26 protein-coding genes are annotated in these 26,941 nt (G+C 64.4%); 12 read left to right on the forward strand and 14 right to left on the reverse strand.

The window, feature by feature from the left end; translation table 11 throughout:
* The first annotated feature begins 72 nt into the window (after window positions 1–72).
* From CXR00_RS09940 to CXR00_RS09955, 4 genes are read left to right on the forward strand one after another with little or no spacing between them, the layout of a single operon-like run.
* Window positions 73–930, forward strand: coding sequence for an enoyl-CoA hydratase (locus CXR00_RS09940; protein ID WP_104054341.1), 858 nt, complete (start codon window positions 73–75; stop codon window positions 928–930).
* Window positions 927–2,105, forward strand: a complete 1,179-nt coding sequence (locus CXR00_RS09945) for an acyl-CoA dehydrogenase family protein (protein WP_104054342.1) — start codon at window positions 927–929, stop codon at window positions 2,103–2,105. The genes CXR00_RS09940 and CXR00_RS09945 overlap by 4 nt, the downstream gene beginning before the upstream one ends.
* Window positions 2,102–3,070, forward strand: a complete 969-nt coding sequence (locus tag CXR00_RS09950; protein ID WP_104054343.1) for an acyl-CoA dehydrogenase family protein — start codon at window positions 2,102–2,104, stop codon at window positions 3,068–3,070. The genes CXR00_RS09945 and CXR00_RS09950 overlap by 4 nt, the downstream gene beginning before the upstream one ends.
* A 51-nt stretch (window positions 3,071–3,121) precedes the next feature.
* Window positions 3,122–4,297, forward strand: coding sequence for an acyl-CoA dehydrogenase family protein (locus CXR00_RS09955; protein ID WP_104054344.1), 1,176 nt, complete (start codon window positions 3,122–3,124; stop codon window positions 4,295–4,297).
* Between the two features lie 3 nt (window positions 4,298–4,300).
* Here CXR00_RS09955 and CXR00_RS09960 read toward each other — a convergent pair whose 3' ends face one another.
* Together CXR00_RS09960 and CXR00_RS09965 are read right to left on the reverse strand one after the other, a co-directional pair.
* A complete protein-coding gene (locus tag CXR00_RS09960) occupies window positions 4,301–5,047 on the reverse strand; it encodes an SDR family NAD(P)-dependent oxidoreductase (RefSeq protein WP_104054345.1) in 747 nt (248 codons plus the stop codon).
* An 87-nt stretch (window positions 5,048–5,134) separates the two neighbouring features.
* Entirely contained in the window at window positions 5,135–5,713 is a 579-nt protein-coding gene (locus CXR00_RS09965) for an SDR family oxidoreductase (protein WP_219815997.1), read from the reverse strand.
* Between the two features lie 273 nt (window positions 5,714–5,986).
* Between CXR00_RS09965 and CXR00_RS09970 the strand changes: the two genes are divergently transcribed.
* Entirely contained in the window at window positions 5,987–6,853 is an 867-nt protein-coding gene (locus tag CXR00_RS09970) for a CoA transferase subunit A (RefSeq protein ID WP_104054346.1), read from the forward strand.
* A complete protein-coding gene (locus CXR00_RS09975) occupies window positions 6,853–7,611 on the forward strand; it encodes a CoA-transferase subunit beta (RefSeq protein ID WP_104054347.1) in 759 nt (252 codons plus the stop codon). Before CXR00_RS09970 ends, CXR00_RS09975 begins: the two co-directional genes overlap by 1 nt.
* A 17-nt stretch (window positions 7,612–7,628) precedes the next feature.
* On the opposite strand, the gene CXR00_RS09980 is transcribed toward CXR00_RS09975, so the two are convergent.
* Window positions 7,629–8,246 carry a TetR/AcrR family transcriptional regulator gene (locus CXR00_RS09980; protein WP_104054348.1) on the reverse strand — a complete coding sequence of 206 codons (618 nt, stop codon included), beginning with the start codon at window positions 8,244–8,246 and terminating at the stop codon, window positions 7,629–7,631.
* Between the two features lie 119 nt (window positions 8,247–8,365).
* On the opposite strand from CXR00_RS09980, the gene CXR00_RS09985 reads away from it, so the two are divergent.
* Window positions 8,366–9,976 (forward strand): AMP-binding protein, encoded by a 1,611-nt coding sequence (locus CXR00_RS09985; RefSeq protein ID WP_104054349.1) that lies wholly within the window; start codon window positions 8,366–8,368, stop codon window positions 9,974–9,976.
* Window positions 9,977–10,080: 104 nt separating this feature from the next.
* Here CXR00_RS09985 and CXR00_RS09990 read toward each other — a convergent pair whose 3' ends face one another.
* The 8 genes from CXR00_RS09990 to CXR00_RS10025 form a co-directional block, all read right to left on the reverse strand.
* Window positions 10,081–11,301: an acetyl-CoA C-acetyltransferase gene (locus tag CXR00_RS09990; RefSeq protein WP_104054350.1), complete on the reverse strand. Its 1,221-nt coding sequence runs from the start codon at window positions 11,299–11,301 to the stop codon at window positions 10,081–10,083.
* Window positions 11,301–12,110 (reverse strand): SDR family oxidoreductase, encoded by an 810-nt coding sequence (locus CXR00_RS09995; protein ID WP_104054351.1) that lies wholly within the window; start codon window positions 12,108–12,110, stop codon window positions 11,301–11,303. Before CXR00_RS09995 ends, CXR00_RS09990 begins: the two co-directional genes overlap by 1 nt.
* A 100-nt stretch (window positions 12,111–12,210) precedes the next feature.
* Window positions 12,211–12,954 (reverse strand): ABC transporter ATP-binding protein, encoded by a 744-nt coding sequence (locus CXR00_RS10000; protein WP_104054352.1) that lies wholly within the window; start codon window positions 12,952–12,954, stop codon window positions 12,211–12,213.
* On the reverse strand, window positions 12,951–14,774 hold the full coding sequence (locus tag CXR00_RS10005; RefSeq protein WP_104054353.1) for an ATP-binding cassette domain-containing protein: 1,824 nt from the start codon (window positions 14,772–14,774) through the stop codon (window positions 12,951–12,953). The genes CXR00_RS10000 and CXR00_RS10005 overlap by 4 nt, the downstream gene beginning before the upstream one ends.
* A gap of 2 nt (window positions 14,775–14,776) precedes the next feature.
* Window positions 14,777–15,634: a branched-chain amino acid ABC transporter permease gene (locus CXR00_RS10010; RefSeq protein WP_104054354.1), complete on the reverse strand. Its 858-nt coding sequence runs from the start codon at window positions 15,632–15,634 to the stop codon at window positions 14,777–14,779.
* A gap of 212 nt (window positions 15,635–15,846) precedes the next feature.
* Window positions 15,847–16,707, reverse strand: a complete 861-nt coding sequence (locus tag CXR00_RS10015) for an SDR family oxidoreductase (protein ID WP_104054355.1) — start codon at window positions 16,705–16,707, stop codon at window positions 15,847–15,849.
* Between the two features lie 39 nt (window positions 16,708–16,746).
* Window positions 16,747–17,976 carry an ABC transporter substrate-binding protein gene (locus CXR00_RS10020; protein WP_104054356.1) on the reverse strand — a complete coding sequence of 410 codons (1,230 nt, stop codon included), beginning with the start codon at window positions 17,974–17,976 and terminating at the stop codon, window positions 16,747–16,749.
* 178 nt (window positions 17,977–18,154) lie between these two features.
* Window positions 18,155–19,381 (reverse strand): ABC transporter substrate-binding protein, encoded by a 1,227-nt coding sequence (locus tag CXR00_RS10025; protein WP_104054357.1) that lies wholly within the window; start codon window positions 19,379–19,381, stop codon window positions 18,155–18,157.
* A gap of 218 nt (window positions 19,382–19,599) precedes the next feature.
* On the opposite strand from CXR00_RS10025, the gene CXR00_RS10030 reads away from it, so the two are divergent.
* Both CXR00_RS10030 and CXR00_RS10035 read left to right on the forward strand, forming a co-directional pair.
* A complete protein-coding gene (locus tag CXR00_RS10030) occupies window positions 19,600–20,334 on the forward strand; it encodes a glucose 1-dehydrogenase (RefSeq protein ID WP_104054358.1) in 735 nt (244 codons plus the stop codon).
* A 48-nt stretch (window positions 20,335–20,382) separates the two neighbouring features.
* Complete coding sequence (locus CXR00_RS10035) at window positions 20,383–21,177, forward strand: SDR family NAD(P)-dependent oxidoreductase (RefSeq protein ID WP_104054359.1); 795 nt, start codon at window positions 20,383–20,385, stop codon at window positions 21,175–21,177.
* Between the two features lie 41 nt (window positions 21,178–21,218).
* On the opposite strand, the gene CXR00_RS10040 is transcribed toward CXR00_RS10035, so the two are convergent.
* Window positions 21,219–21,836, reverse strand: a complete 618-nt coding sequence (locus CXR00_RS10040; protein ID WP_104054360.1) for a PadR family transcriptional regulator — start codon at window positions 21,834–21,836, stop codon at window positions 21,219–21,221.
* Window positions 21,837–21,935: 99 nt separating this feature from the next.
* Between CXR00_RS10040 and CXR00_RS10045 the strand changes: the two genes are divergently transcribed.
* Together CXR00_RS10045 and CXR00_RS10050 are read left to right on the forward strand one after the other, a co-directional pair.
* Window positions 21,936–22,880 carry an alpha/beta hydrolase gene (locus tag CXR00_RS10045; protein WP_104054361.1) on the forward strand — a complete coding sequence of 315 codons (945 nt, stop codon included), beginning with the start codon at window positions 21,936–21,938 and terminating at the stop codon, window positions 22,878–22,880.
* Window positions 22,877–24,487 (forward strand): NAD(P)/FAD-dependent oxidoreductase, encoded by a 1,611-nt coding sequence (locus CXR00_RS10050; protein WP_104054362.1) that lies wholly within the window; start codon window positions 22,877–22,879, stop codon window positions 24,485–24,487. Before CXR00_RS10045 ends, CXR00_RS10050 begins: the two co-directional genes overlap by 4 nt.
* A gap of 52 nt (window positions 24,488–24,539) precedes the next feature.
* On the opposite strand, the gene CXR00_RS10055 is transcribed toward CXR00_RS10050, so the two are convergent.
* Window positions 24,540–25,283, reverse strand: coding sequence for an SDR family NAD(P)-dependent oxidoreductase (locus CXR00_RS10055; protein ID WP_181032519.1), 744 nt, complete (start codon window positions 25,281–25,283; stop codon window positions 24,540–24,542).
* A 118-nt stretch (window positions 25,284–25,401) separates the two neighbouring features.
* Here CXR00_RS10055 and CXR00_RS10060 point away from each other — a divergent pair, with 118 nt between their 5' ends.
* Window positions 25,402–25,854: a thioesterase family protein gene (locus tag CXR00_RS10060; RefSeq protein ID WP_104054364.1), complete on the forward strand. Its 453-nt coding sequence runs from the start codon at window positions 25,402–25,404 to the stop codon at window positions 25,852–25,854.
* Here the strand turns inward: CXR00_RS10060 and CXR00_RS10065 are convergent.
* Complete coding sequence (locus CXR00_RS10065; protein ID WP_104054365.1) at window positions 25,834–26,898, reverse strand: MBL fold metallo-hydrolase; 1,065 nt, start codon at window positions 26,896–26,898, stop codon at window positions 25,834–25,836. The genes CXR00_RS10060 and CXR00_RS10065 overlap by 21 nt on opposite strands.
* Between the last annotated feature and the right edge of the window lie 43 nt (window positions 26,899–26,941).

The raw sequence follows: 26,941 nt of genomic DNA on the forward strand, positions 1-26,941 counted from the left end.
CCTATGCTAGCAAACCAAGCACTTGTTTGGTGAACTCCATCACAGCGGGAAGTGCCTCAGAGAGGAGCCACGATGAAGAATGATGATTCCGGCGAGGTTGTAACGTACGAGGTGCGCGGTTCCGTGGCAGTCGTCCGGCTGAACCGGCCCGAGTACCGCAACGCGCAGAATTCCAAGGTCACCTATGCACTGGATGCCGCGTTCACCGCCGCCGTCGAGGACGATGCCGTAAAGGTCATCGTCCTGGCCGGAAACGGAAAGCACTTCTGCGCCGGACATGACATCGGCTCCCCGGAGCGGGACATTGACCAGAGCTTCGAGCGCAAGGCCGTCATGTGGTGGGACCATGTGGGGGCAGCAGGCATGGACTCCCGCCTTGCCCGGGAATCCGAGGTTTACCTGGGCATGTGCCGCCGCTGGCGGGAGATCCCGAAGCCGATGATCGCAATGGTTCAGGGTGCGTGTATTGCCGGCGGCCTGATGCTGGCCTGGTCCTGCGATTTCATCGTGGCCAGCGACGATGCGTTCTTCTCGGACCCCGTGGTCCGCATGGGCATCCCGGGCGTGGAGTATTTCGCCCACCCGTGGGTGATGAATCCCCGCGCCGCCAAGGAGTTCCTCTTCACCGGTGACCGCTTCACCGCGCAGCGCGCCCATGATCTGGGCATGGTCAACCACGTGGTGCCGCGTGAGGACCTGGAGGACACGGTGATGGCCATGGCCGAACGGATCAGTGCGATGCCCCGTTTGGGTCTGGCGCTGGCCAAGAAGGCAGTAAACCAGTCCGAAGATTTGCAGGGTATGCGGGCCGGGATGGATTCCGTCTTCGGGCTGCATCATGCGGCGCACGCCCACAACGCGGAGGTGGGCGCCGACTCGCTGGCCGGAATGAACGTTCAGGGCATGCGGAACGCGGCGGCGGCCAAATGAACCTCGACCTGACCGCAGAACAGCAGGCATTCGCCGCCGAGGCGCGGGCCTGGCTGGCCGAAAACGTGCCGTCCACACCGCTGCCGTCAATGGATACGGAAGCGGGTTTCGCCGCCCACCGCGAGTGGGAAGCCAAGCTGGCCGAAGGCCGCTGGTCCGCCGTCGCCTGGCCGGAGGAGTTTGGCGGCCGAAGCGCCGGCCTGGTCGAGTGGGTCCTCTTTGAAGAGGAGTACTACCGCTCCGGAGCTCCCACCCGCGTAGCCCAGAACGGTATCTCGCTGCTGGCCCCGATTCTCTTTGAACACGGAACGGATGACCAGCGCAACCGGTACCTCAACGCCATGACAGACGGTTCCCTGATTTGGGCACAGGCCTGGTCCGAGCCGGGAGCCGGCAGTGACCTGGCCTCCATCCGGAGCACTGCCCGCCGCGACGACGAGCGCGGCGGCTGGCTGCTCAACGGACAGAAAACCTGGAGTTCGCGCGCAGTCTGGGCCGACCGCGGATTCGGACTGTTCCGCAGCGACCCCGCCGCCCAACGCCACCGCGGCCTGACGTACTTCCTTTTTCCCATGGACGCCCCCGGACTCACCGTGCGCCCCATCGCCCAGCTCGACGGCTCAACGGGTTTCGCCGAACTGTTCTTCGAGGACGTCTTTGTGCCTGACGCAGACGTCCTCGGAGCTCCGGGAGACGGCTGGCGCGTGGCCATGAGCACCGCCGGCAACGAGCGCGGCCTCTCGCTGCGGGCCCCGGGACGCTTCTGCGCTGCCGCGGACCGGCTCATCGACCTGTGGGGTACCCACCAGCAGGAAGACCCCTTTGCCCAGGACGCCGTCGTGGACGCCTGGATCAAGTCCGAGGCCTATCGCCTCTACACCTGGGGCACGGTCAGCACACTGCAGGACGGCGGTGACATTGGAGCCGAAGGCAGCGTCAACAAGGTGTTCTGGTCCGAGCTGGACATCGCGCTGCACGAGACGGCACTGGATTTGCTCGGTCCCGCCGCGGAACTGCGCGGAGGTCCCGGGGTGGCCGGCGGACGGTGGATGGATGACTACCTTTTCTCCATCTCCGGACCCATCTACGCAGGCACTAATGAAATTCAGCGCAACATCATTGCAGAACGTCTACTTGGCCTCCCACGCGGCGGCGACGGCAGGAGAGCGTCATGAAATTCGCACTGAGTGAAGAACAGCAGTCGCTGGCCGAGGCCCTCGACGAAATCATCGAGAGCGCCGGCGGCACCAAGGTCGCGCGGACCTGGGCAGAAGGGAACACGGAGCCCGGCCTGGCGTTGTGGAACCAGCTGGCGGAACTGGGCCTGTTTGGCCTGTGCCTCGCAGAGGACGACGGCGGCATGGGCGGCACCGCAGTGGACCTCGCCGTTGCTTTCGAGCGGCTGGGATATCATGCGGTTCCCGGACCGTACATCGAATCCGCCGCGCTGCTGCCCGAGTTGGTCGACCCCAGTGTGCGCAGCGGAATCCTGGACGGATCACTGGTTGCCACGGCTGCCGTACCGGGACTCGTTCCCTACGCACTTGACGCCGCGGCAGGCAGCCGGTGCTTCGTCGTCGGCCCCGATTCCCTCTCCGATGCCTCTGCCGGACCCGGCGCGCCCTCCGTGGACCGGACCCGGAAGCTGAGCGAACTCACCGCCGTCGGCTCCGAAACCGCACTGCAAACCGCTGCGGTGGACCTTGCCGTGGACAGGGCAACGCTGGCCTGTTCGGCCATGCTGCTCGGCGCCGGAGAGCGCCTGCTGGAAGAAGCCGTCAGCTATGCCAAGATCCGCGAACAGTTCGGCCGGGCCATTGGCGAATACCAGGCCCTCAAGCACCAGCTCGCCGACGTGCGCATCGCCCTCACCTTTGCACGACCGCTGATCTACGGCGCAGCCCTGGACCTCGGCGGTCCTGACGGCGCCCGCAGCGTCTCCGCCGCCAAGGTAGCCACCGGCGATGCGGCCAACCTGGCAGCACGGGTTGCCCTGCAGGTCCACGGCGCCATCGGCTACACGGAGGAACACGATCTGGGGCTCTGGATCACCCGGGTCCGTGCGCTGCTGGGCGCTTGGGGAACGCCGCGGCACCACCGCTCCCGCATAGCCTCCCTCCTGCTTCCTGCAGCCCGCTGACCTTCCACACGTTGACCTTCCACACCTCGACCTTCCACACCTGAGGACACCATGGACTTCTCACTGACCGACGAGCAGAACGAGCTCGTCAAGACCCTGCGCGCAGTGCTCAACCGCCATGCCGCCTCCGCTGCCGTGCGCAGTGCAGCAGCCTCTGCAGTCGGCTACGACACGGAGCTTTGGCGCACCTTGGCTGAAGAGGTGGGCGTGGCTTCCCTCGCCATTCCCGAAGAATACGGCGGGGCCGGATTCACCTGGTTTGAAACCGGCCTGGTCCTGGAGGCACTCGGTTACCAGCTGTCCCCCAGTCCCCTGCTGGCCTCAGCAGTACTGGGAGCATCCGCCATCCTGGAGTCGGCCGAGGAAGAGCCGCGTGAACGCCTGCTGCCCGGGATTGCCGAGGGAAGCAGCATTGCGACTCTGGCCTGGGCGGATGAACGCGGCGCCTGGAGCACCACCGGTTCCGGCATCACCGCCACGCCGGGCGAACAGGGGCCCGAGCAGTGGACCCTGGATGGAACGGCAACCCTGGTGCTCGACGGCGTTACTGCCGACACGGTCATTGCCGTCGCGTCTACGCCGGAGGGTGTGGGTCTGTTCGAGGTTCTGGACGCCGCCGCGGTCCAGCGGGTGAACACCCCGGCCGTCGACACCACCATCCGGTTCGCGACACTGACCTTCAACCGGGTTCCGGCCCGGGCGCTTCAGCTGGACGCCGAAAGGTCGCTGGAGAGAATCCGCGACATCGCCGCCGTCGCGGTGAGCTGTCTGCAGGTGGGAACCGCGCAGCGCGGGCTGGACATGAGCGTTGAATACTCCAAGCAGCGCGTGCAGTTTGGCCGGGCAATCGGCTCCTTCCAGGCCCTTAAGCACCGGATGGCCGACATGCTCGTGCAGGTGGAAACGGCGCGCACTACTGCCTGGGCTGCGGCCTGGTCGGCCGGAACCAATGCTGCGGACCTGCCGGAACGCGCGGCGTCAGCCGCTGCGTGGTGCGCAGACGCCCTCGACAAGGTGGCCGCTGAAACTGTGCAGATTCACGGCGGAATCGCGATCACGTGGGAGCATGACGCCCAGCTGGTCTTCAAGCGGGCGCATTCCACGAGCCAGCTCTTCGGCTCTGCGCGCGAGCACCGGCGCCGGCTGGGAAGGCTGCTGGGAATCATCCCCGCACCGGCGGCCGGCGCCGAGCCCCGCCGGAGGCTGGAAGCTCTCGCTACGCTGTGAGCCCTACGCCGTAACCCCGCCGTCCACAATGAAGTCCTGGCCGGTGCAGTAGCTGGCGGCGTCACTGGCGAGAAAAGCCACCATCGTTGAGATTTCCCCGGGCCGCCCGGCCCGGGGAATCGGAAGCGTAGCTATGAATCCGGTGCCGGCACGGGTCTCCTCGGTGATCATCGGGGTGTCCACGGCACCAGGGCACACCGTATTGACCCTGATGCCGTACGGGCCGTATTCCCTGGCCGCGGACCGGCTGGCCCCGCGCAGCCCCCACTTGGACGCGGAGTACGGCACACGGTTGGCATAACCGGCGACGCCGGCCGTCGACGCGATGTTGATAATCGACCCGCCGGCGCCGCGCATGGCGGGAAGAACTGCCTGCATGCCAAGGATGGGTCCGATCAGGTTAATGTCGATGGCGCGGCGGATGATGTCCTCGCTCGTTTCCGCCAGCGGAGCAACCGGACAATAGCCCGCATTGTTCACCAGGACGTCCACCCGGCCGAACGCAGACACTGCCGCGTCCACCACCCGGGTCCAGTCTGCCGGTGAGGATGCGTCGTGCCGAAGGCCAAGCGCGTTGGATTCGAAGGTCCGGGCCAGGGCCGAAACCCCGTCGGCGTCCACATCGGTCAGCACGAGGCGCGCACCCAGACGGTGAAGCAGAGCCGCATGCGCGCGGCCCTGTCCGCCCGCAGCGCCCGTGAGCAGCACCACTTTTCCGTCCAGGGAGATAACCGGTTCAACTGCGTTCATGGAAGTCCTTCACTGGTTTGGCGTGCATCAACAAATCGGCTTGTTCGTATTGTTCGTACTGTTCGTACTGTTCGTACTGTCGGGGTTTCACTTTCCAACGGCTGTCCAGCCGCCATCAACAGCAAGGCACTGGCCGGTCACGAAGGTTGCGTCCAGAAGGAGGAAGACAATGCAGTCCGCCACCTCCTGCGGCGTCGCGAAGCGCCCCAGGGGTGTTCGGGCGAAAACGGAACCGGCGTCGTAACCGCCGTCGAGCATTTCCTGCACCATGGGCGTGAGGGTATGCCCTGGAGCCACTGAATTGACCCGAACACCGCCCGGCGCCCATTCGATGGCCAGATTTTCGGTGAGCTGCCGGACGGCCGCCTTGGCTACGCCGTAGTCAGCCTGTTTCTCCCATCCGCCGTAAGCCGTTGTGGATGAGACCGTCACGATTGACGCCGGAGTCCCCGCGAGCTGCTGCACCACCGCGCGGCTAACCACGAGCGTACCGAGCACATGCACGTCCAGGACCCTGCGTGTGTGCTGCACGTCCAGGTCCACCGCGGGCAGGAAAGCGCCGCGGATGCCGTGACAGGTCACCAACCCCGTGACGACGCCGCCGCGCGTCCGGGCACGGGAGATTGCCTCCTGTACGGCGGGCTCCTCCGAGACATCGACCGCCATGTAGTCCACGTTTTCGAGCCGACTCCCGGCCGATCCTGCAGGTCGAATACCGTGACGCGGGCGCAGCGCCCGGCAAGCTGCTCGACGGCGGCTGCACCGATCCCGCTGGCGCCCCCGGTCACAATAATGTGCCCGCCCCTGCTCTGCCCCATGCCTGTCCTCCGCGACGTTGGTTTGTCTTCTGCGCGGCACCGGTACGGCGCCATGGGGTCATGCTAGTCTAGCTACCAAACAAGCGCTAGGTTTCGCAATGATGCGGGAAATGAGGACCGGATGCCCGACAAGAGGATTGGACTTAGTGAGGCGGTTTCGTCCATTGAGTCAGGAATGACCATTGGCATCGGAGGGTGGGGATCGCGGCGCAAGCCCATGGCGGCGGTCCGCGAACTGCTGCGCAGCGACGTGACCGACCTGACCGTTGTCGCCTTCGGCGGCCCCGACGTCGGCCTGCTGGTTGCCGCGGGCAAGGTCCGCAAGCTCATCTACGGATTCGTCTCGCTGGACAGCATTGCCCTGGATCCCCTGTTTACCGCAGCGCGGGAACGCGGCGAGCTGGAGATCAACGAGTATGACGAAGGCATGTTTGTCACCGGACTGCGCGCCGCAGCCTCGCGGCTGTCCTTCCTGCCCACGCTGGCAGGCATCGGGTCCGACGTCATGGCCGCGAATCCGCATCTGAAGACCGTGGCATCCCCCTACTCCGATGACGAGTATGTTGCGGTGCCGGCGACCCCGCTCGACGTGGCCCTGATCCATGTGAACCGCTCGGACAGCGGAGGCAACGCGCAGTTCCTCGGCCCGGATCCGTACTTTGATGACCTGTTCGCCATGGCGGCAGCGCGCACCTTCGTCACCACGGAGCGGATCGTGGAAACGGAAGACCTGCTGGACGAAGGCTCGTTCCACACCCTGATGCTCAGCCGCATGTACGTCACCGGTGTCATTGAGACCCCGCGCGGTGCTCACTTCACCACCTGCGAGCCGGACTACGGCCGCGACGAGGCATTCCAGAAGCACTACGCCGCCTCCGCCAAAGACCCCGAAAGCTGGCGCGCCTTTGTCGCCGAGTTCCTCGGCGGCGACGAAGCCGGCTACCACGAGGCGGTTGCCCGCTTCCACGCAGTACAGGAGAAGAAGTAATGACCGCAGACGCCACCACCGCCGAAATCTGCATCGCGGCGTGCTCAGACACCTACCGTGAGTCCGGCGAGATCCTCGCGCACGCCGTGGGCACCATTCCGACCATCGGTGCCAGGCTCGCCAAGCTCACCCACTCCCCCGACCTGGTCCTCAGCGACGGGGAAGCCTTCATGATGAGCGAGCCGCCGCCGCTGGGCAAAACGGCTGCCGGCGGCGGGACCATCGAAGGTTGGGCGCCGTTCCGCCGCATCTTTGACATCGTGGCCAGCGGCCGCCGGCAGAGCATGATGGGCGCCAGCCAGATTGACCGCTACGGAAACCAGAACATCTCGCTGATCGGCGACTGGAACAAGCCCAAGCGCCAGCTCATCGGCGTGCGGGGAGCTCCGGGCAACACCGCCAACCACCGGGTGGACTACTGGGTGTCCCGGCACAGCGCCCGCCTGTTCGTCGAGTCCGTCGACATGGTCTCAGGCGTTGGCAACGACCGTGCGCGTGCGGCCGGCACCTCCATGCGGTTCCACCACCTGGGCGTGATCGTCACCAATCTTGCTGTCCTGGGCTACGACGACGACGGCCGTGTCACGGTGCTCTCCATCCATCCCGGGGTTGATCCCCAGGAGATCATCGACAACACCGGCTTCGCGCTGGAGGTGGAGGGTGCTCCGCTTACCCGCGTTCCCACGGACGAGGAGCTGCACCTCATCCGCGAGGTGCTGGATCCGCGCGGGAGCCGGTCCCGGGAAGTCCCGAACTAGACCGGCTCCTGAACGGATCAGTCCTGCAGGAGGCCTGAGTGGATCAGCTCAAGGAAGTGGCGGCCGGCACTCTCGGCGGAGTGCCGGCCGCCCGGGCGGAACCAGCGCACCGTGGACCAGACGGCGTCACGAATGAAGCGATAGGTAATTGCCGAGTCAAGGTCGGCGCGGAAAACACCCTCGCGCTGGCCCTCCTGGATCACGCTGAGCCAGATCGATTCAATGCGGGCACCCTCCCCGGCCACAAACTCGAAGCCAGGAAGGTTGGCCAGAAACGCCGCCTCATTCTGGTAAATGCCAACAGCGTCCGGTTGCTTCTCGATGGTGACAAAGGCAGTCCGGACGAGTTCGTCAAAGACATGCCGCGGCCCGCCGCCGGCAGCGGCAATCTCCTCCGACCGCTGCCGCAGTCCACCCTGGAAGGACCGCAGGATTTCCTCCAGGATCGCTTCCTTGGAGGAGAAGTGATGGTAGAGGCTGCCCGAGAGGATGCCCGCTTCATCGGCAATGTCACGCACCGTCGTCGCGGAGTATCCGCGGGTGGCTATCAGGTGGGCGGCAATGGCCAGTAGCTGTTCCCGCCGGTCGGAACCCTGCTCGCTGGCTGCTGATTCCGGTTTTTTGCGCGTTGCCATCATTTCTCCTTATATACGAATTCACCCAAGCATTTGCTCAATTCTCCCGCATTTTAGGCACGTTACTGTATTAGCCGCGCCATTGCGTTTTTTGTCACATGGAATGAAAGGATTCCTCGATGCATCTCTCTGACGCACGGACCATTCCCCAGCTGCTTGCCGACATGGCGCAGCTCGGCGACCACCCCGCCGTCGTGGCCGCAGACACTGCCGTTTCCTACGGTGAACTCAGCGAACGCATCGCGGAGGCCGGGCGCGCCTACCTGGCACACGGTGTGGGCCCGGGCGACAGGGTGGGCCTCTGGGCCCCGAACCGGCTGGACTTCATTCTCGCCATGCTGGGTGCACAGTCGGTCGGAGCGGCGGTGGTGCCGCTGAACACCCGCTACACCGGCCACGAGGCTGCCATGATCCTGCGGCGCTCCGGCGCGTCGGTACTGGTGGTTGCCGATGATTTCCTCGGCCGCCGGCCCCTGGAAACGCTCCGCACTGCAGCAGTGGATGCCGTCAGCGGCGGTGCTGAAGAGCCGGCCCCTTCAGTGCCGGTGCCGGGCCTGCCCTCGGTGCGGCTTGTCGTGCGGCTCGACGGCACGGCGGATGAGCCCGGTGAATGCAGCTGGAAGTCCTTCCTCGCCGACGGCGCGGGTGAGGAGGAGCGCTTCGATGCGGCGGCTGCAGCCGTGCAGCCCGACGACGTCGTCGACATCCTGTACACCTCCGGAACCACCGGCCTGCCCAAGGGGGTCATGAGCGCGCACCGGCAGACACTGGGCGTTGCCCGGGCCTGGGCAGCGGGTGCCGAGCTGTCCGCCGAAGACCGGTACGCCATCGTCAACCCGTTCTTCCACGGTTTCGGCTACAAAGCGGGGGTGATCGCCGCGCTCCTGGCCGGGGCCACGATCTATCCGGTGGAAACCTTTGATGCTTCGGCACTGCTGGAGCTGGTCCAGAAAGAGCGCATCAGCGTCCTGCCCGGCGTGCCCACCATCTTCACCTCGCTGCTGAACCATCCGGACCTGAAGAGCTACGACACCTCATCCCTGCGTTTCGCCATTGCCGGGGCCGCAACGGCCCCGGAAACACTCTTCCGGGACATGTCGGAGGTGCTCGGTTTCCGCACCGTGGCGCAGGCGTACGGGATGACCGAATGCGTGGTGGCAACGCTGTCCCGGCCCGGGGAATCCCTGGAGCACGCAAAGCAGACCACGGGACCGGCAGTGGCCGGCGTCGAGATCCGGGTTGCCGATGCAGCCGGAAACGATGTGCCTGTCGGTGACGACGGCGAAATCCTGCTCCGCGGCGAGAACGTGATGCTGGGGTATTTCGATGACCCCGAGGCCACTGCCAATGCCGTGGACGCGCAGGGCTGGTTCCACACCGGCGATATCGGCCGGCTGGACGAGCACGGCTGCCTGAAGATCACTGATCGTCTGAAGGACATGTTCATTGTCGGCGGCTTCAACGTCTATCCGGCCGAGATTGAAAACGTGCTGCGGCAGCACCCCGCCGTCAACGAATCCGCCGTGGTAGGCGTCGACGACGAGCGGATGGGTTCAGTGGGCAGGGCCTACGTTGCCCTGCTCCACGACGCCGATCCGATGCCGACGGCTGATGACCTGGCCGCGTTCTGCAAGACCCGGCTGGCGAATTACAAAGTGCCCCGCAGCTTCGTCATCGTCAATGATTTCCCGCGCAACAGCACCGGAAAGGTGCTGAAGTCAAAGCTGTGAGCCGGTAGCCGGACCGGATCACCGGCACACATAAAAAGGGCGGCTGCAGGGAATCCTGCAACCGCCCTTTTGTGCGCACGCTGGAGTTTGTGCGCCGGCAGTGGCTAGCTCAGCCGTTCCAGGATCATGGCCATGCCCTGGCCGCCGGCCACGCACATGGTTTCGACGGCGAACTGTTCGTCGCGCTCCTGCAGTGCGTGGATCGCCGTCGTGGTCATGCGCGCCCCGGTCATGCCGAAGGGGTGGCCCAGCGCGATGGCACCGCCGTTGACGTTCACCTTGTCCGGGTCGATGCCGATGTCGTCGATGGAGGGCAGCACCTGGGCGGCGAAGGCTTCATTGAGCTCCATGATGTCCATGTCGCCGATGGACATTCTGGCATTGGCCAGCGCCCTGCCCACGGCGTCAACGGGACCCAGCCCCATCAGCTCCGGCGTCATGGCTGCAACACCCGTCGAAACGATGCGGGCCAGCGGAGTCAGTCCCAGTTCGGCGGCGCGGCGGTCGCTCATGATGACCAGGGCGGCGGCGCCGTCGTTCAGCGGGCAGCAGTTGGCAGCCGTGACGGTGCCGTGCTCGCGGAACACCGGCTGCAGCGTTGAGAGCTTCTCGAGCGTGACGCCGGCGCGCGGACCGTCATCAGTGGAGACTACGGTTCCGTCGGACAGGGTAACCGGGGTGATGTCGGTCTTCCAGAAGCCGCGCGCTGCGGCGGCCTCGGCGAGGTTCTGGCTTCGCACCGCCCACTCGTCCTGCGCTTCGCGGGAGACGCCGCGCAGCTGGGCCACGTTTTCGGCAGTGTCGCCCATGGCAATGTAGATGTCGGGGTGTTCTCCGCGTTCGCGGGGATCACTCCAGCGGGCTTCGGGGTCCTTGGCCATGGCCTTGGTGCGCTCCATGCCGTCAAAGTACGCGGGGTTCTTGGTGTCCGGCATGCCGTCGGACTTGCCGAAGCCGAAGCGCGAGACAGTCTCCACGCCGGCTGAAATGAACACGTCGCCCTCACCGGCCTTGATCGCATGCAGTGCCATCCTGCTGGTCTGCAGGGATGAGGAACAGTAGCGGTGCACCGTGGTGCCCGGAACGGAATCCAGGCCGAGCTGCATGGCCACCATGCGGGCTATGTTGTAGCCCTGCTCCCCCGCCGGCTGGGCGCAGCCCATCATCAGGTCATCGATGGTGGCCGGATCGAGCCCGGGAACGGCGTCAAGGGCGGCCCGAACCATCTGGGCGGCGAGGTCGTCACCGCGCATCCCGCGCAGGGAGCCCTTGTTGGCCCGGCCAATGGGTGAACGTACCGCAGAAACAATTACCGCTTCGGTCATCAGTGTGCTCCTTCTACTTCGTGAGGTTTGAGAATGTCGGCGTGCGGGGTGTGCGCCAGGAAAGCGGGCCATTCGCCGCCGCCGTCGACGTCGAGCACTGCTCCGGTGATGTGGCTGGCCAGCGGCGAGGCCAGCATGACGCAGGCGGCACCAATCTCGTCCGGACGGGCCAGCTGTCCGCGCGGAATGGTGGCTGCCACGCGGGCATAGCTGTCGGCATCGCCGTAGTGGTCCGCGGCGCCCTCGGTCGCCACCAGTCCGCAGCTCACGGCGTTAACCCGGATCCGCGGCGCCCACTCGACAGCCAGGCTGCCGGTCAGGCTTTCGAGGGCGGCCTTCGCCGCCCCGTAAACCGCAGTGCCGGGGCTGGGGCGGCGGGCGCTGATCGAGGTGATGTTGATGATCGATCCGCCCTGCTCCTGCGCCATCATGACCGGGTGCACCGCGTTGGCCAGCTGGGCCGCCGAAAGGAAATTCAACTCGGTGATTGCGCGCTGGTAGCGGGCTGAACCGCTCTCGAAACGGCCGAAGGGCGAGCCGCCGGCATTGTTGACGGCCACGTCAATGCGCCCGCGGCGCTCGACGACGTCGGCAACCCAGGCACGCACCTGCGCATCATCGCGCACGTCAACGGCGCTGAAGTGCACCGCCTGCGATGCGGTTCCGGACGGCGGTTCGGGTTCTGTCCGGCCGCAGATTTCGACGGCGGCGCCGGCGTCGACGAAGGCGTCAACAATGCCGGAACCCACACCGCGTGCGCCTCCCGTAACGAGTACAACCCAGCCTGTGAGATCGATAGTTATCGACATCGGTTCCCTGCCCTTTCTTCGCGACGGCGCGAATGGTTCACACTGTACCAAGCAAACGCTAGGTTGTCGTTAAGCGGTCTTGCGTGCTGGCTGCCAGTCGTCACGGGTGGTGCGAAGGTGCACCAAAGTAGGCCCGCTTCAGGTCCTCAAGATCAACCGAAGCAGCCGGTCCGGCGAGAACGTTGCGGCCCATATCCACAACCACCACGTCATCCGCGATGGCCACAGAGGCTTCCACCGCCTGTTCCACCAGCACTATGCCGATCCCGGTCTCCTTCAGCTCGGCGACCCGCTGCATTACTTCCTTCACGACAACCGGAGCGAGCCCGCCGGAGGGCTCGTCCAGGAGCAGCAGCCGCGGCTTGGCCATCAGTGCGGACCCAATCGCCAGCATTTGCTGCTGGCCGCCGGACATGCTGCCGGCCGGCAGGGAGCGCTTCTCCTTGAGGATCGGAAACAGCGCGTAGATGCGCTCGATCTCCTCGTGCAGCACGGCACGCCGCACTTTTCGAATGCGCCCGCCCAGCAGCAGATTCTCCTCGATGGTTTGGGCGTGGAGGACGCGTTTGCCCTCCTGCACGTAGGACATTCCCATTCGCACGCGATCCGCCACTGAGCGCTTGTCGATCGGCTCACCGTCAAACGTGATGCTGCCGCCTGCAAGTTTGTTCAGCCCTGACACAGCGCGGAGGGTCGTTGTCTTGCCGGCACCGTTACGGCCCAGCAGGACCGTCAGCCGTCCGGCCCGCACTTCGAAAGACACGTCCCGGACCACCCGCAGATCCCCGTATCCGGTGACCATTCGTTCGACCTTGAGCAGTGGAGCCTGCGTTGTCGCATTCATCGCTGACCTTCCGGTTCCATCATCGCTTCCTCATCTGCTTCGATGCCGAGGTACTCGTTGAGCACACGCGGATTTGATTCGATCTCGGCCGGTGTTCCGGTGGCCATGACCTCGCCGTGGGCCAGCGCCACGATGGTGTCGGCAAGGGAGAGCACGAGTTGGAAGTTGTGCTCCACCAAGACCACGGTGCCGCCGGCTGCTGTCACCTTGCGGACCACCTCCGAGAGCATCTCCACCTCGTGTTCGTCCAGGCCGGAGGCTACTTCGTCCAGGAGAAGCACTCCCGGGCGGGAGATCAGGCACCGGGCAACTTCGAGCATCCGGCGCATGCCCAGGGGCAGCGACACGGCTTCGACGTCGCGGTACTTAGTGAGGCCCACCAACCCCAGGACGCGGTCGGCCTCGCTTCGGTCTTCCCGCCGGATGCGGCGGAAGCCGGGCAGCTGGAGGACCGCCGCGGGGATCGATGCCCGGTTGGACATGTAACGCCCTGAAACGACGGCCTCAAGAACGGTGATTCCCTCGGGAATGTTGGGGGTCTGGAAGGTGCGGGCCACGCCGGCCCGCGCCACGGCGTCGGGCCCCGTGGAATCCAGCCGGCGGTCGTCAATGGAGATCGTCCCGGTGTCCGTCCGATAAAATCCGCAGACCATGTTCAACAGGGTTGTCTTGCCTGATCCGTTGGGGCCGATGAGGGCAGTCACCCGGCCCGGCTCGGCAGTCAGCGATACGCCCTTGAGCGCTTTGTTCCCGCCGAAGGCCTTCGAGACGTTGTCGATGACCAGCCGCTTGCCGGCAAAACCGGTGAGGGCGGTATCTGCGGGCGAATCCGGTGCGGCAGGCACCGGTCCTGCCTGCCGGGCCCGTGCATCGAGCCGACTCACCGCCGTCCGCAGCAGGCCGGCGATGCCGCCGGTCAGGAACACGCCGCCCACAATCAGGAAGATCCCGGTGAAGAGCAGGGAGTATTCCTGGAACTCGCGGGAGCTGTTGGTTGCGAACTGAAGGATTGCCGCACCCACCAGGGCTCCGTAGATGCTGGCCGAGCCGCCCAGAATGGAAGCCGCCAGCACCGTGGTGGCAAATCCGAAGGCAAAGGCCTCCGGTGACACGTACAGGTCGACGTTGGCGAACAGCACGCCGGCCAAGCCGGCGGGAACAGCACCCAGCGCATAGGCCGTGAGCTTCATCCGGAACACCGAGATGCCCAGTGACGAGGCCAGCACCGGACTGCGTTTCAGGACACGGAATGCCACACCGTGCCGGGACACGATGATGTTGCGGACAATCACAAACCAGACGACGACGACGAGCGCCACCACCATGAACAGCATGTCGTCGGTGATGCGCTGGCCAAACAGGGTGGGCGGCGTGATACCGCTGAGCCCGTTGCGGCCGCCGGTTACCTCCTTGAAGATCGCCAGTACGTCCGGAAGCAGCAGCACGAGGAAGAAGGAGGTCATGGCGAGGGACCATCCACCCAACCTGAGGCCCGGTACTCCGGTGATCAATCCGACCACCAGGGCGGCCAGCGCACCCGCGGCCAGCTGGACCAGAATCTCGGTGTGTCCTGCCTTTGACATCAGGCCTGCGGTGTAGGCACCGGCGGCATATACCGCAGGCTGGCCGAGGGCGAGCTCGCCGGCGTAGCCAAGGCTCAGGTTGAGGCCGCTCACGACGAGGGCGAGGATCAGTGTGAGCTGCACCTGCCGCTGCGTGGAATAGGGAATTCCCAGCATGGGAAGAAGGACAATGATGATTCCGATCAGCAGCGGAAACACCCAGGCCGGCAGTGCACGAAGTCGAACCCATAATGCCATGGCTAGACCGTCCTCTCTTTGGTGCGAACGAATAGTCCTGAAGGACGCAGGAGCAGGATGACGATCAGCAGGATGAAGACTGCCAGGACGGCAAACTCGCCTCCCAGATAACGCGCGGCCAGCGCTTCGGTCAGCCCAACGATGACACCGCCGACGGCAGCACCGGGCATCGAGCCGAACCCGCCGATCGCGAGGACCACAAAGCCCTTCAGTGCCAGGGCGGTGCCCAGAGTAGCCACGGCAAAGGTTTTGGGTCCGACGATAACTCCGAGCAGGCCGGCGAGGGCACCGGCAAAAATGAAGGTCATCAGCGCAAGGTTGCGCACGTTGACCCCGCGGAGCTGGGCAGCTTCGCTGTCCTCCGACATGCCGCGCAGGGCGAGCCCGGTCAGTGTGACCCGGCCGTAGACGGCGAATCCGATGACGAGCACGGCGACCACGAGAACGAGGGCTATCTCCACCGGATAGACCCGGCCGCCGAAGATGTCGATGGCTGAATCGCCGGCGAAGAAGGGAACCTTAAGCGGCTCGCCGCCCCAGAGAAGCTGGGCCGAGCCGTCCAAGAGCACTGCGGCCCCCAGCGTGGTGACCAGAACGTTGTGCTGGTCCTTTACCGGACGGATTGCGAGGACAAACTCGAGGTAGGCGATGCCCGCGACGATGATCATGGCCAGCACTGCAGCGATGACCGGATTCAGTCCGAAGACTGATACTCCGGTGTAGACGATAAACGCGCCGAACATCATGAGCTGGGCCTGGGCGAAGTTGAAGGTCTTGGACGAGATGAAAATGATGTTGTAGCCGATCGCAACCAGCGCGTAGACGGCGCCGAGCGCAAGGCCGCCAAGTATGACGGTCATCGGAGTTCTCCCCTCAGCCCGGTGCAGCCGGCGCTGCTGAACCCAAACGCTGCCTCAGCGGACTGGATGTGCGGACTCATGTTTCTTCCTCTGCGAACACGTTGATTCCTCTGTGAATTGTGATGCCGGATCCCGCTGCCGGGCTGTGCGGCCGCAGACGGGCCGGACGGCACCGCAGGGGCCGTGCAGGTGGGTGGGGAGTCAATCGGAACCTAGTGGTCCCGCGCTGCGAAACTGTGCCGCCGGGGCTCCTGCGGGGCGGAACGCCGGGTTAGTTGCAAACCCCGGTCCGCCATGATGGCGGCGACGTATCCGGGCTGGGAAAGCAGGTAGAACTCTCCGGCCGCCGCCTGGTCGAAGATGGCCCGCGCGGCATCCAGCGGATCCATGGCTGTGGGAAGCAGGGTCATCATGTCCCTGCGGGCACCCTCTGCTGCTTCCAGGTCACCCTCGAGAACTGTCCCCGCATCCGAGAAGATGCGGGAGGAGACGGCAGCGGGAAGCACGGCGGCAACACTGATGTCATGGCCGGCATGGTCCATATCCAGCTTCAGTGCTTCAGTGAGGCCCAGGACCGCGTGTTTGGTCGCCAGGTATGGTCCCTGGCGGCTGATGCCCGTGACCGCTCCGACTGACGCCGTGTTCCACACGGAACTCCTGCCGCCCGCCGAGATCATCCTCGGCACAAAGGACCGCACTCCGTGAAAAACTCCGCTGACGTTGATGTCCAGGATCCTGCGCCAGTTCGCGACGGGGGTGTCCCAGAGGTATCCGAACTGCTCGATGCCCGCATTGTTGACCAAAAGGTCCACACGCTTGAAGATCCTGTAGGACGCCTCCGCCAGGCTGTCGACCTGCTCCGGATCACGGACATCGACCGCAAGCGCAACAGCGTTTCCGCCGGCCCGAACTATGTCATCAGCGACCTTCGTGGCAGCAGACTCGTTGATATCGGCAACGACGACGTTCATGCCCAGGGCGGCGGCGTGCCGGACCAGGCCGTCGCCCAAACCGGATCCGCCGCCCGTGATGACTGCGGTTTTGCCGTTGTATAAGTGCTCCGCACTGCTCATGGTTGCCCCTTGGTGCTCGCCCGATTTCCACTGCGGTGCCTACTTCGCGACGTGGAACTGTCCGTCCTTGACAGCCGACGGCGGAATGAACTGGAACTCGTCGCCGGCAATGGCCGGTGAATGCTCATCCGCGCTGAAGACGTATTCGTTCAGGATGGCCGTCTCTGCTGTTTTGGTGACCTCCGGGTCCTCCAAGGCAGCGGCAAGTGCTTCGGGGTCATCCGTGCTTCCGACCGACTCGGCAGCCGCCTTGAGCAGCATCACGGCGTCGTAGTTGTAGGCAAGGATCAGGGTGGCCTTGATGGGGTCAATGGAGAGCATCGCTTCCACCGCACGGTTGGTTACTTCCGCTTCGGGGTTGTAAACCGTGCTTCGGTAGACCTCCATCACGAGGTTTTCCACTTGCTCCGTTCCCAACACCCCCGACGGAGGCGGAGTGTTGACCAGTCCGGTAGCGGCAACTGAAACATTGCCCACGACCGGTACATCCCAGCCCAGCTTTTCAAGACCCTGCAGTATGTACCCCAGCGGGGCTCCGTATGCATCCAAGGCCAGTACGTCCGGGTTCTTTGCCCGGAGCGCCTCGAGCTGCGGCGTCATGTCGAGCGAGGCGACGTCGTATTCTTCATTTCCGACGACCTTCATACCCCCGTCTGCAAACCCCTCGTCGGCCAGGTTGCCGTATGACTCGCCGTAGGAGCTGCTCCCGTGCAGAACGCCGACCGACGTGTACCCCATCTCTTCGAAGTGGTTCGCCTGGCCGGCCACGTGATGGCTGGGACCGGCAGAGATGTCAAAGTTCAGTGGAAAGACCGAGGGATCCAGCGAAGTTTCGGTAGGTCCAATGTTGAAGGAAAGGATGCCCGCCTGGTTGATGATGGGCAGCGTGGCATCCGCCACCTGCGACGGCCCGGAATTCAGGATGGCGTCAGGAGGCGTGTCGGAGTTTATGGCTTCGCGGACCAGCGTCACGGCAGCCGTAGGGTCGCCCTGGTCATCGGCAACCTCGACTTCGATGTCGCGGCCAAGAATACCGCCGTCTTCGTTTGCCACCTGAGCTCCGGCCTGAGCGGCAAGGACCGAGGTTGAGGCGTTGATGCCGAGCGCACCCTCGGCGCTCAGCGCGCCCAGGACGAGGATGCGGAACGGTTCGTCCCCTGCCTCTCCAGCTCCGGCCTCGCTGCCGCAGCCCGAGAGGATCAGCGCGGTTGTTGTTGCTGCTGCGGCAACCATTAGTCCGCGGCGGCCGCGGAACGGCAAAACATTCATTGAACTTCTTCCTTGAAGACAAAACACGGCCCGGAGTTACAGAGAATCTCCGGCATCCACCGGATCGAGGAGATAAGAAAAACCAAGCGACTGCTAGGTTTAGGATGCTACACAGAAAGACTCCGCTAGACAAGCGCTTGTTAGGGTCCGTGGTCGCTAGACGATGAATTGATCAACGTTACTTTTCAACGCGAAACTGGCCATCCACCATGGCGGCCGGTGGAATGAACCGGAAATCTGTCCCAACAATGGTCGGCGAGTGCTTTTCTTCCGAGAACACGTAATTCTCGAGAACCGCAGTGGCTGCGCCGTCGGTCACCTCCGGATTGACCAGCGCGGCGGCAATGGCCGCCGGGTCATCCGCATCTCCAACCGACTCTGCAGCAGCTTGGATGAGCAGGACGGCGTCATAGTTGTAGGCGAGCGTCAGCGACGCCTTAATTGGACCTATCCCAAGCATCGCTTCCACCGCACGCGTGACCGGCTCGGTGTCAGGGCTATAGACGGCGCTCTGCAGGATTTGCATAGACAGGTTGTCGACCTGCTCGGTGCCCAATACACCCGAAGGTGGCGTACTGGTGACGATTGAGGTAGACGCGACCGAGATATTACCGACAATAGGTATATCCCAGTCCAATTTTTCCATTCCCTGAAGGATATATCCGAGTGGGGCGCCGTAAGCATCGAGTGCAATGACATCAGGATTTTTTGATCGGAGGGCTTCGAGCTGCGGTGTCATGTCGAGTGAGGCCACGTCGTACTCTTCATTGCCGAGAACGTTTATTCCGGCGCTATTGAGACCCGCTTCGGCCAAATCTCCAAATGTTTCACCGTAAGAACTGCTGCCGTGAAGGATGCCAACAGACCCATACCCCTCTTCCTCGAAGTAGTCAACGAAACCGACAACATGGTCTCCAGGGCCGGTTGCAATATCAAAGTTCAACGGAAACGTACTTGGATCAGCCGAAGTCTTGGTCGGTCCAATATTGAACGACAGAATTCCCGCTTGGGAGATTATTGGTAGTGTCGCCTCGGCGATCTGCGATGGGCCGGAGTTGAGTATGGCGTCTGGCGGGGTGTCTGAATTTATGGCCTCTCGTATCAGTGTCACCGCTACCGTCGGGTCACCCTGGTCGTCTGCCACTTCGAGCTCGATGTTGCGCCCCAGAATCCCACCATTTGCATTTGCGACCTCCACACCAGCCTCTGCCGAGAGTACGGATGTTGACGCATTTATTCCCAATGCCCCCTCGGCGTTCACTGCCCCTAGAACCAGAATTCGGTAGGGAGCGTCGTCGTCAGCAGTCGCATCCGCACCTGCGCAGCCAGTGAATAAAAACGACGCTGTGGCTACCGTGGCCGCCAAAACGAGACCTCGACGGGTATGGGCTATACGAGTGTTCATGGTGCCTCTCCTCGAGGAGCATCTTCAATATGGTTGCGCCCACGTTGTGAGTTTGTCAGTGCAATCCGCGGAGCGTCCGGGTGTCACGGACCATACAGGCACCCCCTGAATCTAGCAACTGCTTGCTCGGTAGCAGGTTTCGGATTACTTTGTGTCACCTAGGTCAGATCGCGTGAAGATTCCCGTTTCGCCATACCAATTTCAACAGGAGGATCCAGATGAGCAGGGTTGAGGGCAAGGTCGCTATCGTCACTGGAGGTGCTCGCGGGCTCGGCGCGGCAATCGCCACCCGGTTAATTGCAGAGGGAGCCTCGGTGGTTATAGGAGATGTCCGCGAGGGTGATGGAGAAAACCTCGCCAAGGAACTTGGTAAATCTGCCCGATTTGTCCGGCTTGATGTCACGAACGAGGCGGCTTGGGAAAACGCTGTTTCAACCGCTGTTTCCGAATTTGGTCATCTTGATGTGCTGGTCAACAATGCGGGAATCAGCAATAAGGGTCTACTGGGTCAATACCGACTGGATGACTGGAATTCGATCATCGCCGTCAATCTTACGGGCACCTTCCTCGGCATCTCTTCGGCCGTTGAGGAGTTGAAAAAATCAAGCTTAGGACCGTCCATCATTAACATCGCTTCGACTGCTGCATTTGTTGCGTACCCGGGGATTTCAGGCTATGTTGCTTCGAAATATGGGGTACGGGGCCTCACTAAGGCGGCCGCCCTTGAGCTTGCCCAATTCGGGATCAGAGTTAACTCCGTGCACCCCGGTGTCGTCGAAACAGACATGACTGCAGCCGCAGACCTGCCCCAAACCCATGTAGCCATGAAGCGCCAGGGTCAGCCGGAAGAAATCGCCAACCTTGTCCTCTACCTTGCCAGCAATGAGGCCGCTTACTCGACGGGCGCGGAGTTTATCGCCGACGGCGGGGAGCTTGCGGGGCAGGTGAAGTAGCACGGACGAAAGGCATCCCGCCTTCGCTGGACTCACTGAGAAGGAATTATGGAAACGAAGGCACCCTCTGAGGATAGAATCCCCGCATCCCCGGAATTCAGCACGAAGCCCGGTGTTGCCCTGGTGGTGGGCGGTTCCGGCGGCATCGGTGCAGCCATTGTCCGCAGGCTGGCTGCCGGGGGAAGCGCAGTGGCCCTGACCTACCGAAGCAATCGGCCCGATGACCTGCTTGCAGAGCTGGGTTCGGGGGCCTCGGCCCACCACCTTGACGTGACCGACACCGCCGCCGTCGATGCGCTGTTCACGCAGCTCCTGGCCAGGCACGGTGCAATCCACACGCTCGTGCATGCTGCAGGACCGCATGTACCCATGGTTCATCTTTCCCGGGTCTCACCTGCGGAGTTCGCATCCCAGGTGGAGGCTGACCTCGTTGGCTTCTTCACCGTGGTGTCGGGCGCGCTGCCGGCACTGCGTGCCTCTGCCGGCTCCGTTGTCGTTGTCACCACCGCCGCCACCCGGCGTTATCCGGTCAGGGACGGTCTCTCTGCGGCGCCCAAGGGTGGAGTTGAGGCCTTGGCCATGGCACTGGCGGCCGAGGAGGGCAGGTTTGGTATCCGGGTCAACTGCGTCGGCCCGGGAATGCTGACCGAGGGAATGTCGGCGCGGCTCATGGAATCCGGAGATCTCGACGAGCGGGCGCTTGCCGCAGCCACGGCAAATATTCCGCTTCGCCGCTTCGGCAGCGCCGGAGACGTTGCAGAAGCGGTCGTTTTCCTGGCGTCGGACCGCGCCGGGTTCATCTCGGGGCAGAAGCTCGACGTCGACGGCGGGTACGGCGTCTAGCGCCGCTGACTCCGGGAGCAGGCACCGCGCTCCCCCGCCCGTCAGCGCTCGGCCGCTGCGCCTCCGCCGTCCCGTTCCGCCGCCTCCAGTTCAGCCAGGCGTTCGAGTACCCATTCCGCCCGGGCAGCTTCATCGCGGTAGTACTTTTCCGCCCACTCCAGTGCAAGTGCAGGAAAGCGCCAGGCCGGCACTTTCTCTGCCGAAAGGGCATGTGCTGCGGCGCGTGCGGCAGTATCCCGGGACTGGTCGGCATAGTCGGCCCACTGCTCGGCGAGCCGTTCGGCTTCACCGTTGTGTCCGGCCCAGAGCCGGAGCACCATGGACTGCTTGAGCACAACGGGGTCCGGCGCCTGCCCGTCAATCCATTCCCTCATGCGGCGGCGGCCCACACCGGTAATCGAATAGAGCCGCCGGCTTTTTGCCGCATGGGTCTGCTCGACCCTGGATTCAACCAGACCCTGATCCTCCAACCGCCTGAGTTCGGAATAAATCTGGCTCTGGGACGGCGCCCAGTAATAAAACGCCAGGCTCTGTTCAGCCCACCGCTTGACGTCGTAGCCGGAGAGCTCCTCGCCGAAGGAGAGGATGCCCAGCACTGCCCGGCTGGTGGCGGGAAGTTCGGCCGGCGCCTGGGCGTCGGATTCGGGTTCAGTCTTCATTGCTCTTGACCCCCTGCTGGTCCTGTGTCATATTTCAAATCGTACTATGACTATTAGTCATAGTCTCCTTATTACTGTCCCCCGGATCAAAGGAGATCAATGGACGAGACACAAACCATGCTGGCAGCTCTGAATGCTTCCTTTCCCGATATTGCCGGCATGGACCCACTGGCAGCCCGCGCGGCTGTCGATGCGCGGATCCCTCCCGCACAGAACCTCGATGATGTTGCGGCAGCGGAGGATGCACTTGTTCCGTCGGAGCACGGCGGCATTCCCGTGCGGATTTACCGCCCCCACGCAGCGTCTCCGTCCGCCCCGGCCACGGTTTACGCCCACGGGGGCGGATTCCTGCACGGATCGATAGCCGGGCACGATCGTTTCTGCCGGCTGTGGGCGGCGGGGACGGGTTCATCCGTTGTCTCCGTTGAGTACCGCCTGGCGCCCGAGCATTTGGCGCCGGCCCCGGTGGCAGATGTCGTCGCGGTCGCGCACTGGCTGGCTGACAGCGGGAAAGCGGCCCGGGGCCTGGTTCTGGCCGGGGACAGTGCGGGAGCCAATCTGGCTGCCGCAGCTGCCCTAACCCTGCGGGACCGCGGGTCGGACCTGGTTGCCGGTCAGGTGCTGATCTATCCCATGCTCGATCCGCGCATGCAATCCGAAAGTCACCGGCTGAGGGCAGAGGGTTACTTCGTCACCGCCCGTGCCCTGCGCTTCTACTGGGAGACCTACCTTGGCGGACCCGCCGCGGAGGCCGCTCCGGATTGGCGGTTCATGCCGCAAACGGCTGAAGACCTCTCATCCCTGCCGCCGTCGATCACCGTCACCGCCGGGCTCGACCCCCTTGGCGACGAGGGACGCGACTATGCTGCACTGCTGCGCGGGGCGGGGAACACTGCGTTGCACCGCCACTACCCGGACCAGTTCCACGGGTTCCTCACCATGCCCGGCTATGGACCGGGGGCATCCGCCCGCTCCATCCTGTGGGCCGATTTCACCAGGCTGTTCGCCGGCCAAAACACCGTCACCAAGGAGCACACCCCATGAGCAGCAACAACACCGCCTGCTGCGACGTCGTCGTCGTGGGCGCAGGTTTTGCCGGCCTGTACACAACCATTCATGCCCGGCGGGCCGGGCTGAACGTACTTGGCATCGAGGCCGGCAGTGACGTCGGCGGAACCTGGTACTGGAACCGCTATCCCGGGGCACGCTGCGACGTGGAAAGCATCGACTACTCCTACTCCTTTGACGAGGACCTGCAGCAGCAGTGGCGCTGGAGCGAGCGTTACGCCACGCAGCCCGAGATCCTGCGCTACCTCAGCCACGTTGCCGACAGGTTTGATGTGCGCCGGGGCTACCGCTTCGACACCAAGGTTGCCGGCGCACGCTGGGACGAGGACGCCCAGGTGTGGCACATCTCCACCAGTGCCGGTGACACCGTCACGGCCCGGTGGCTGGTCATGGCGACCGGGAGTTTGTCCCAGCCGAACCTTCCGGATCTTCCCGGCCGTGATTCCTTCGCCGGCGCCGTGTACCTGACAGCGAACTGGCCGGCCGAAGGCGTGGACTTCACCGGCCTTCGTGTCGGCGTCGTGGGAACCGGCTCCTCCGGCGTGCAGTCGATCCCCCTGATTGCCGATCAGGCCGCGGAGCTGACCGTGTTCCAGCGCAGCGCCAATTACAGTGTTCCCGCCTACAACCGTCCCCTCGCAGACGAGGAATGGCAGCAGGTACTCGAGGAGTACCCCCGCCGCCGGAAGGAGTCCTGGAACAGTGCGGCGGGGAGCCCCTGGGGATCCTATTCGGTTCCCTACGAGAATCTGGCCCCGGAGGAACGTGAGCAGGTCCTGGCCGAGAGTTGGACGCGCGGCGGCGTGCTCTACGGCAAGGCCTTTGAACGCCAGACAATCGACACGGAAATCAATGATGCGGCGCGCGTCTACTTTGAACGCCGGCTCCGGAGCATCGTGCGGGATGAGGATCTGGCCCGAGACCTCACGCCGACGGACCATCCCATCGGCACAAAGCGCATTTGCACGGATTCCGGGTACTTCGAGACCTATACCCGGCCGAATGTACACCTGGTGAATCTGCGCCGGGACCCGATCACCGCCATCACGCCCGGGGGCGTTCAGACGGAGTCCGGGTTCCACGCGTTGGATGCGATTGTCTACGCGACGGGTTTCGATGCGCTCACCGGCGCACTGACCGCCATCGACATCATTGGCCGGCACGGACGCACCGTACGCGACGCCTGGAAGGACGGTGCACAGACCTATCTGGGTATCGGAGTTCCCGGCTTTCCGAACCTGCTCACATTGAACGGACCGGGCAGCCCCAGCGTGCTCTCCAACATGGCGCTCGGTTCCGAGCAGCAGGGATCCTATGCACTCCGGCTCATCCTGCACGCGGCCGAGCACGGGTACTCGTCGGTCGAAGCGCGCAGCGACGCGGCCGCCGCGTGGACGTCGCATCTGGGCGAGGTTGCCGGGAAGACGCTGTTTGACGACGCGCCGTCATGGTACGCCGGGGCGAACATCCCCGGAAAGCCGCGCACTTTCATGCCCTACCTCGGCGGCTTCCACACCTACACCGCCCGTCTCGACGAAGTGGCCGGCAACGGGTACCCCGGGTTTGTGTTCAGCGAAAACTGAAGGGGGTGCGGCCCGGTCCGTCTGGCCCCCGGGCCGCCGCCTGCCGGGCCGCCTACTGCGTAATCGTCCACCCGCCGTCGACCGGCAGGAACACGCCGTTGATGTAGGAGCCCAGCGGCGACAGGATGAAGAGCACTGCATAGGCAATATCGTCCGGACTGGCCATCCGGGCCAGCGGAATGCGGCTGAGGACAGCCTTCCCGCGCTCGCTGTCAGCAAATCCCTGCAGCCTGGGGGTGTCCGTCATGCCGGGTGCGACGCCGTTGGAGCGGAACTCACCGGCGCGGTGGGCCGCCGTGTGGCGCACGTAACCCATCAGTGCGGCCTTGGCCGCTGAGTACCAGTCAACCTCGGTGCCCACCAGGTTGCCGGCGACGGAGGTGGTGACCACCATCGCCGCACCGTCAGGGAGTCCGCCGGCGGCCCAGGCCTCGGTGAGCCGGCGAACACTGCCGACGCTGATGTTCAATGCGTCGTCGAAGGCCAGCGGAGCTCCGGATGACGGACCCGCATTATTGTGAAGGTAGCGCAGCCCGCCCAGCGTGCTGCGCGCCGCTGCAAGCCCTTCCAGCACAACGTCCTCGGAAGAGACGTCTCCGACCACCGTGTGCACTTCCCCGCCGCAGGCGCGGATAGCCGCGGCAGTCTCTGATAAGCCGTCGGCATTCAGGTCCCAGGCGCTCACCCGCAGCCCCAGCTCCGAGGCCCGCACCGCGGTGGCACGGCCGATGCCGCTCCCGGCGCCGGTGATAAGGATGGCGTCGCCCCGGCGGAATCCGAAATCAGGTGCTGTCATGGCTGCTCCCCTGCAGTGGCAATAGAAAACAAGCACTTGCTTGTGTAGTGTTGCCAGCATAGCCCGGAATCGGACGCCGGGACGGCCGGAGCGGGATTCAGAGGATGACGGGGAGCTGATGGCGGAGAACCGGACGGAACAGGTGCACAGGGAGCGGCGCCCGGTGCTGCACGAGCACACGCAGCGACTGAGCTATGCGGATACCGATCCGGCGGGAATCCTGTATTACGCGACGTGGTTTCCCCGCATGGAGGCCCTGCAGACGGAATATCTGTTCCTGAACGGCCTGCGGCAGGACACGCTCTTGGACCGGTTCGGCTGGTGGACCGTATCCAGGGCAACCCACTGTGACTACCTGTTGCCGGCCAAACTCTTTGAGGAAATCACCATCGAACTCAGGGTGGGCGAAATCGGTACGTCCTCCGTACGGTTCGACTTTGAGATGTGGCGCCGCGCCGACAACGCCCTGGTGGCCACCGCGTCGAACTGGCTCGTGACCGTCTCCCCCGATCAGCGGCCTATCCGGCTGCCGGACATTCTGCGGGAGTGCCTAGTCGGCCCGACCGGCTGAAGCCGCCTCCGTGAGTGCGCCGAGCACCGCAGGCCCGCTCCGGGCCAGGTCCAGGTGCATTTCGGTCTGGCGCAGCGCTGCGTGCAGGAAGAATCCGGACAGACGGGACCAGCCCGGTCCGTGGGTCCGCCGCGCGTAGTCCCACACTGGCGCATCCCCCAGTTCGGGCAGCAGATCGGCAATGCGCTGCGTACGCCGCAGGTGGTGCGAGCAAATGTCAGCGGCCCGCGCGTCAAGTCCGCGGAAGCGGAACTCGTGTCCCGGCAGCACCTCGTATCCGCCGAACCGCTGCAGGGACTGCAGCGACGCCAGGTAATCAGGCAGCGGCTTGTCTGCCGGCAGGGAGCCAAGACCGAACCCGGAGTGGATCTGGGGCAGTACGTGGTCACCGCTGTAGAGCAGTCCGCGCTCATCGTCGGCGAAACAGAGATGCCCTCCCGTATGACCCGGCGTCGCGACGGCCGTTAAGGTGTGGCCGCCCAGATCCAGCACGTCGCCGTTGTCCAGCATCAGATCCGGCTCAATGTCGGAGAATACCGGCGGCCGTGCAAAGGCCGCGAGTAGCTCGGCGCGGCGTGCAACGGGTACTCCCCATGCCTCCAGGACCGGGGTGTACGACGCCGGGCTCCGCAACTCAGGGCTGAGCTGGTGCGTCAGGACAGCCCGCTCTTCTCGGGAGAGCACCACCCTTGCACCCGTCATGGCTTTGAGCGTGGCTGCAATACCGAGGTGGTCGGGGTGGTGGTGGGTGGCGACGATGGTGGAGAGGTGTTCGAGGGTAAGTCCGATCAGCCCCAGGGACCGGTGAAGGGCGTCAAGGTTAACGGGTGAGTCCCAGCCCGGGTCCAGGATGGAGAACGACGCCGAATCAGCGCTGACCAGGACATAGCTGAGAGTGTAAGTGACGCTGCCTTCGGGGATGGGCGCGGCTATGGCCCACACTTTGTCCGCAACACGTTCAGGCCGCGGCAGTTCTCCGGACTGCAGTGCGGCCAGCTGCCCGGCGCTCGTCGGGCGGGCGGTACGCACTCCGTTGCTGCTCATGGCGAGAGTCTAGCAAGCGCTTTGTCCACGACGGCGTCCGCGT

The sequence above is a fragment of the Arthrobacter sp. 9E16 genome, from assembly GCF_002929435.1.
In the GTDB taxonomy this organism is placed as follows: Bacteria; Actinomycetota; Actinomycetes; order Actinomycetales; family Micrococcaceae; genus Arthrobacter_B; species Arthrobacter_B sunyaminii.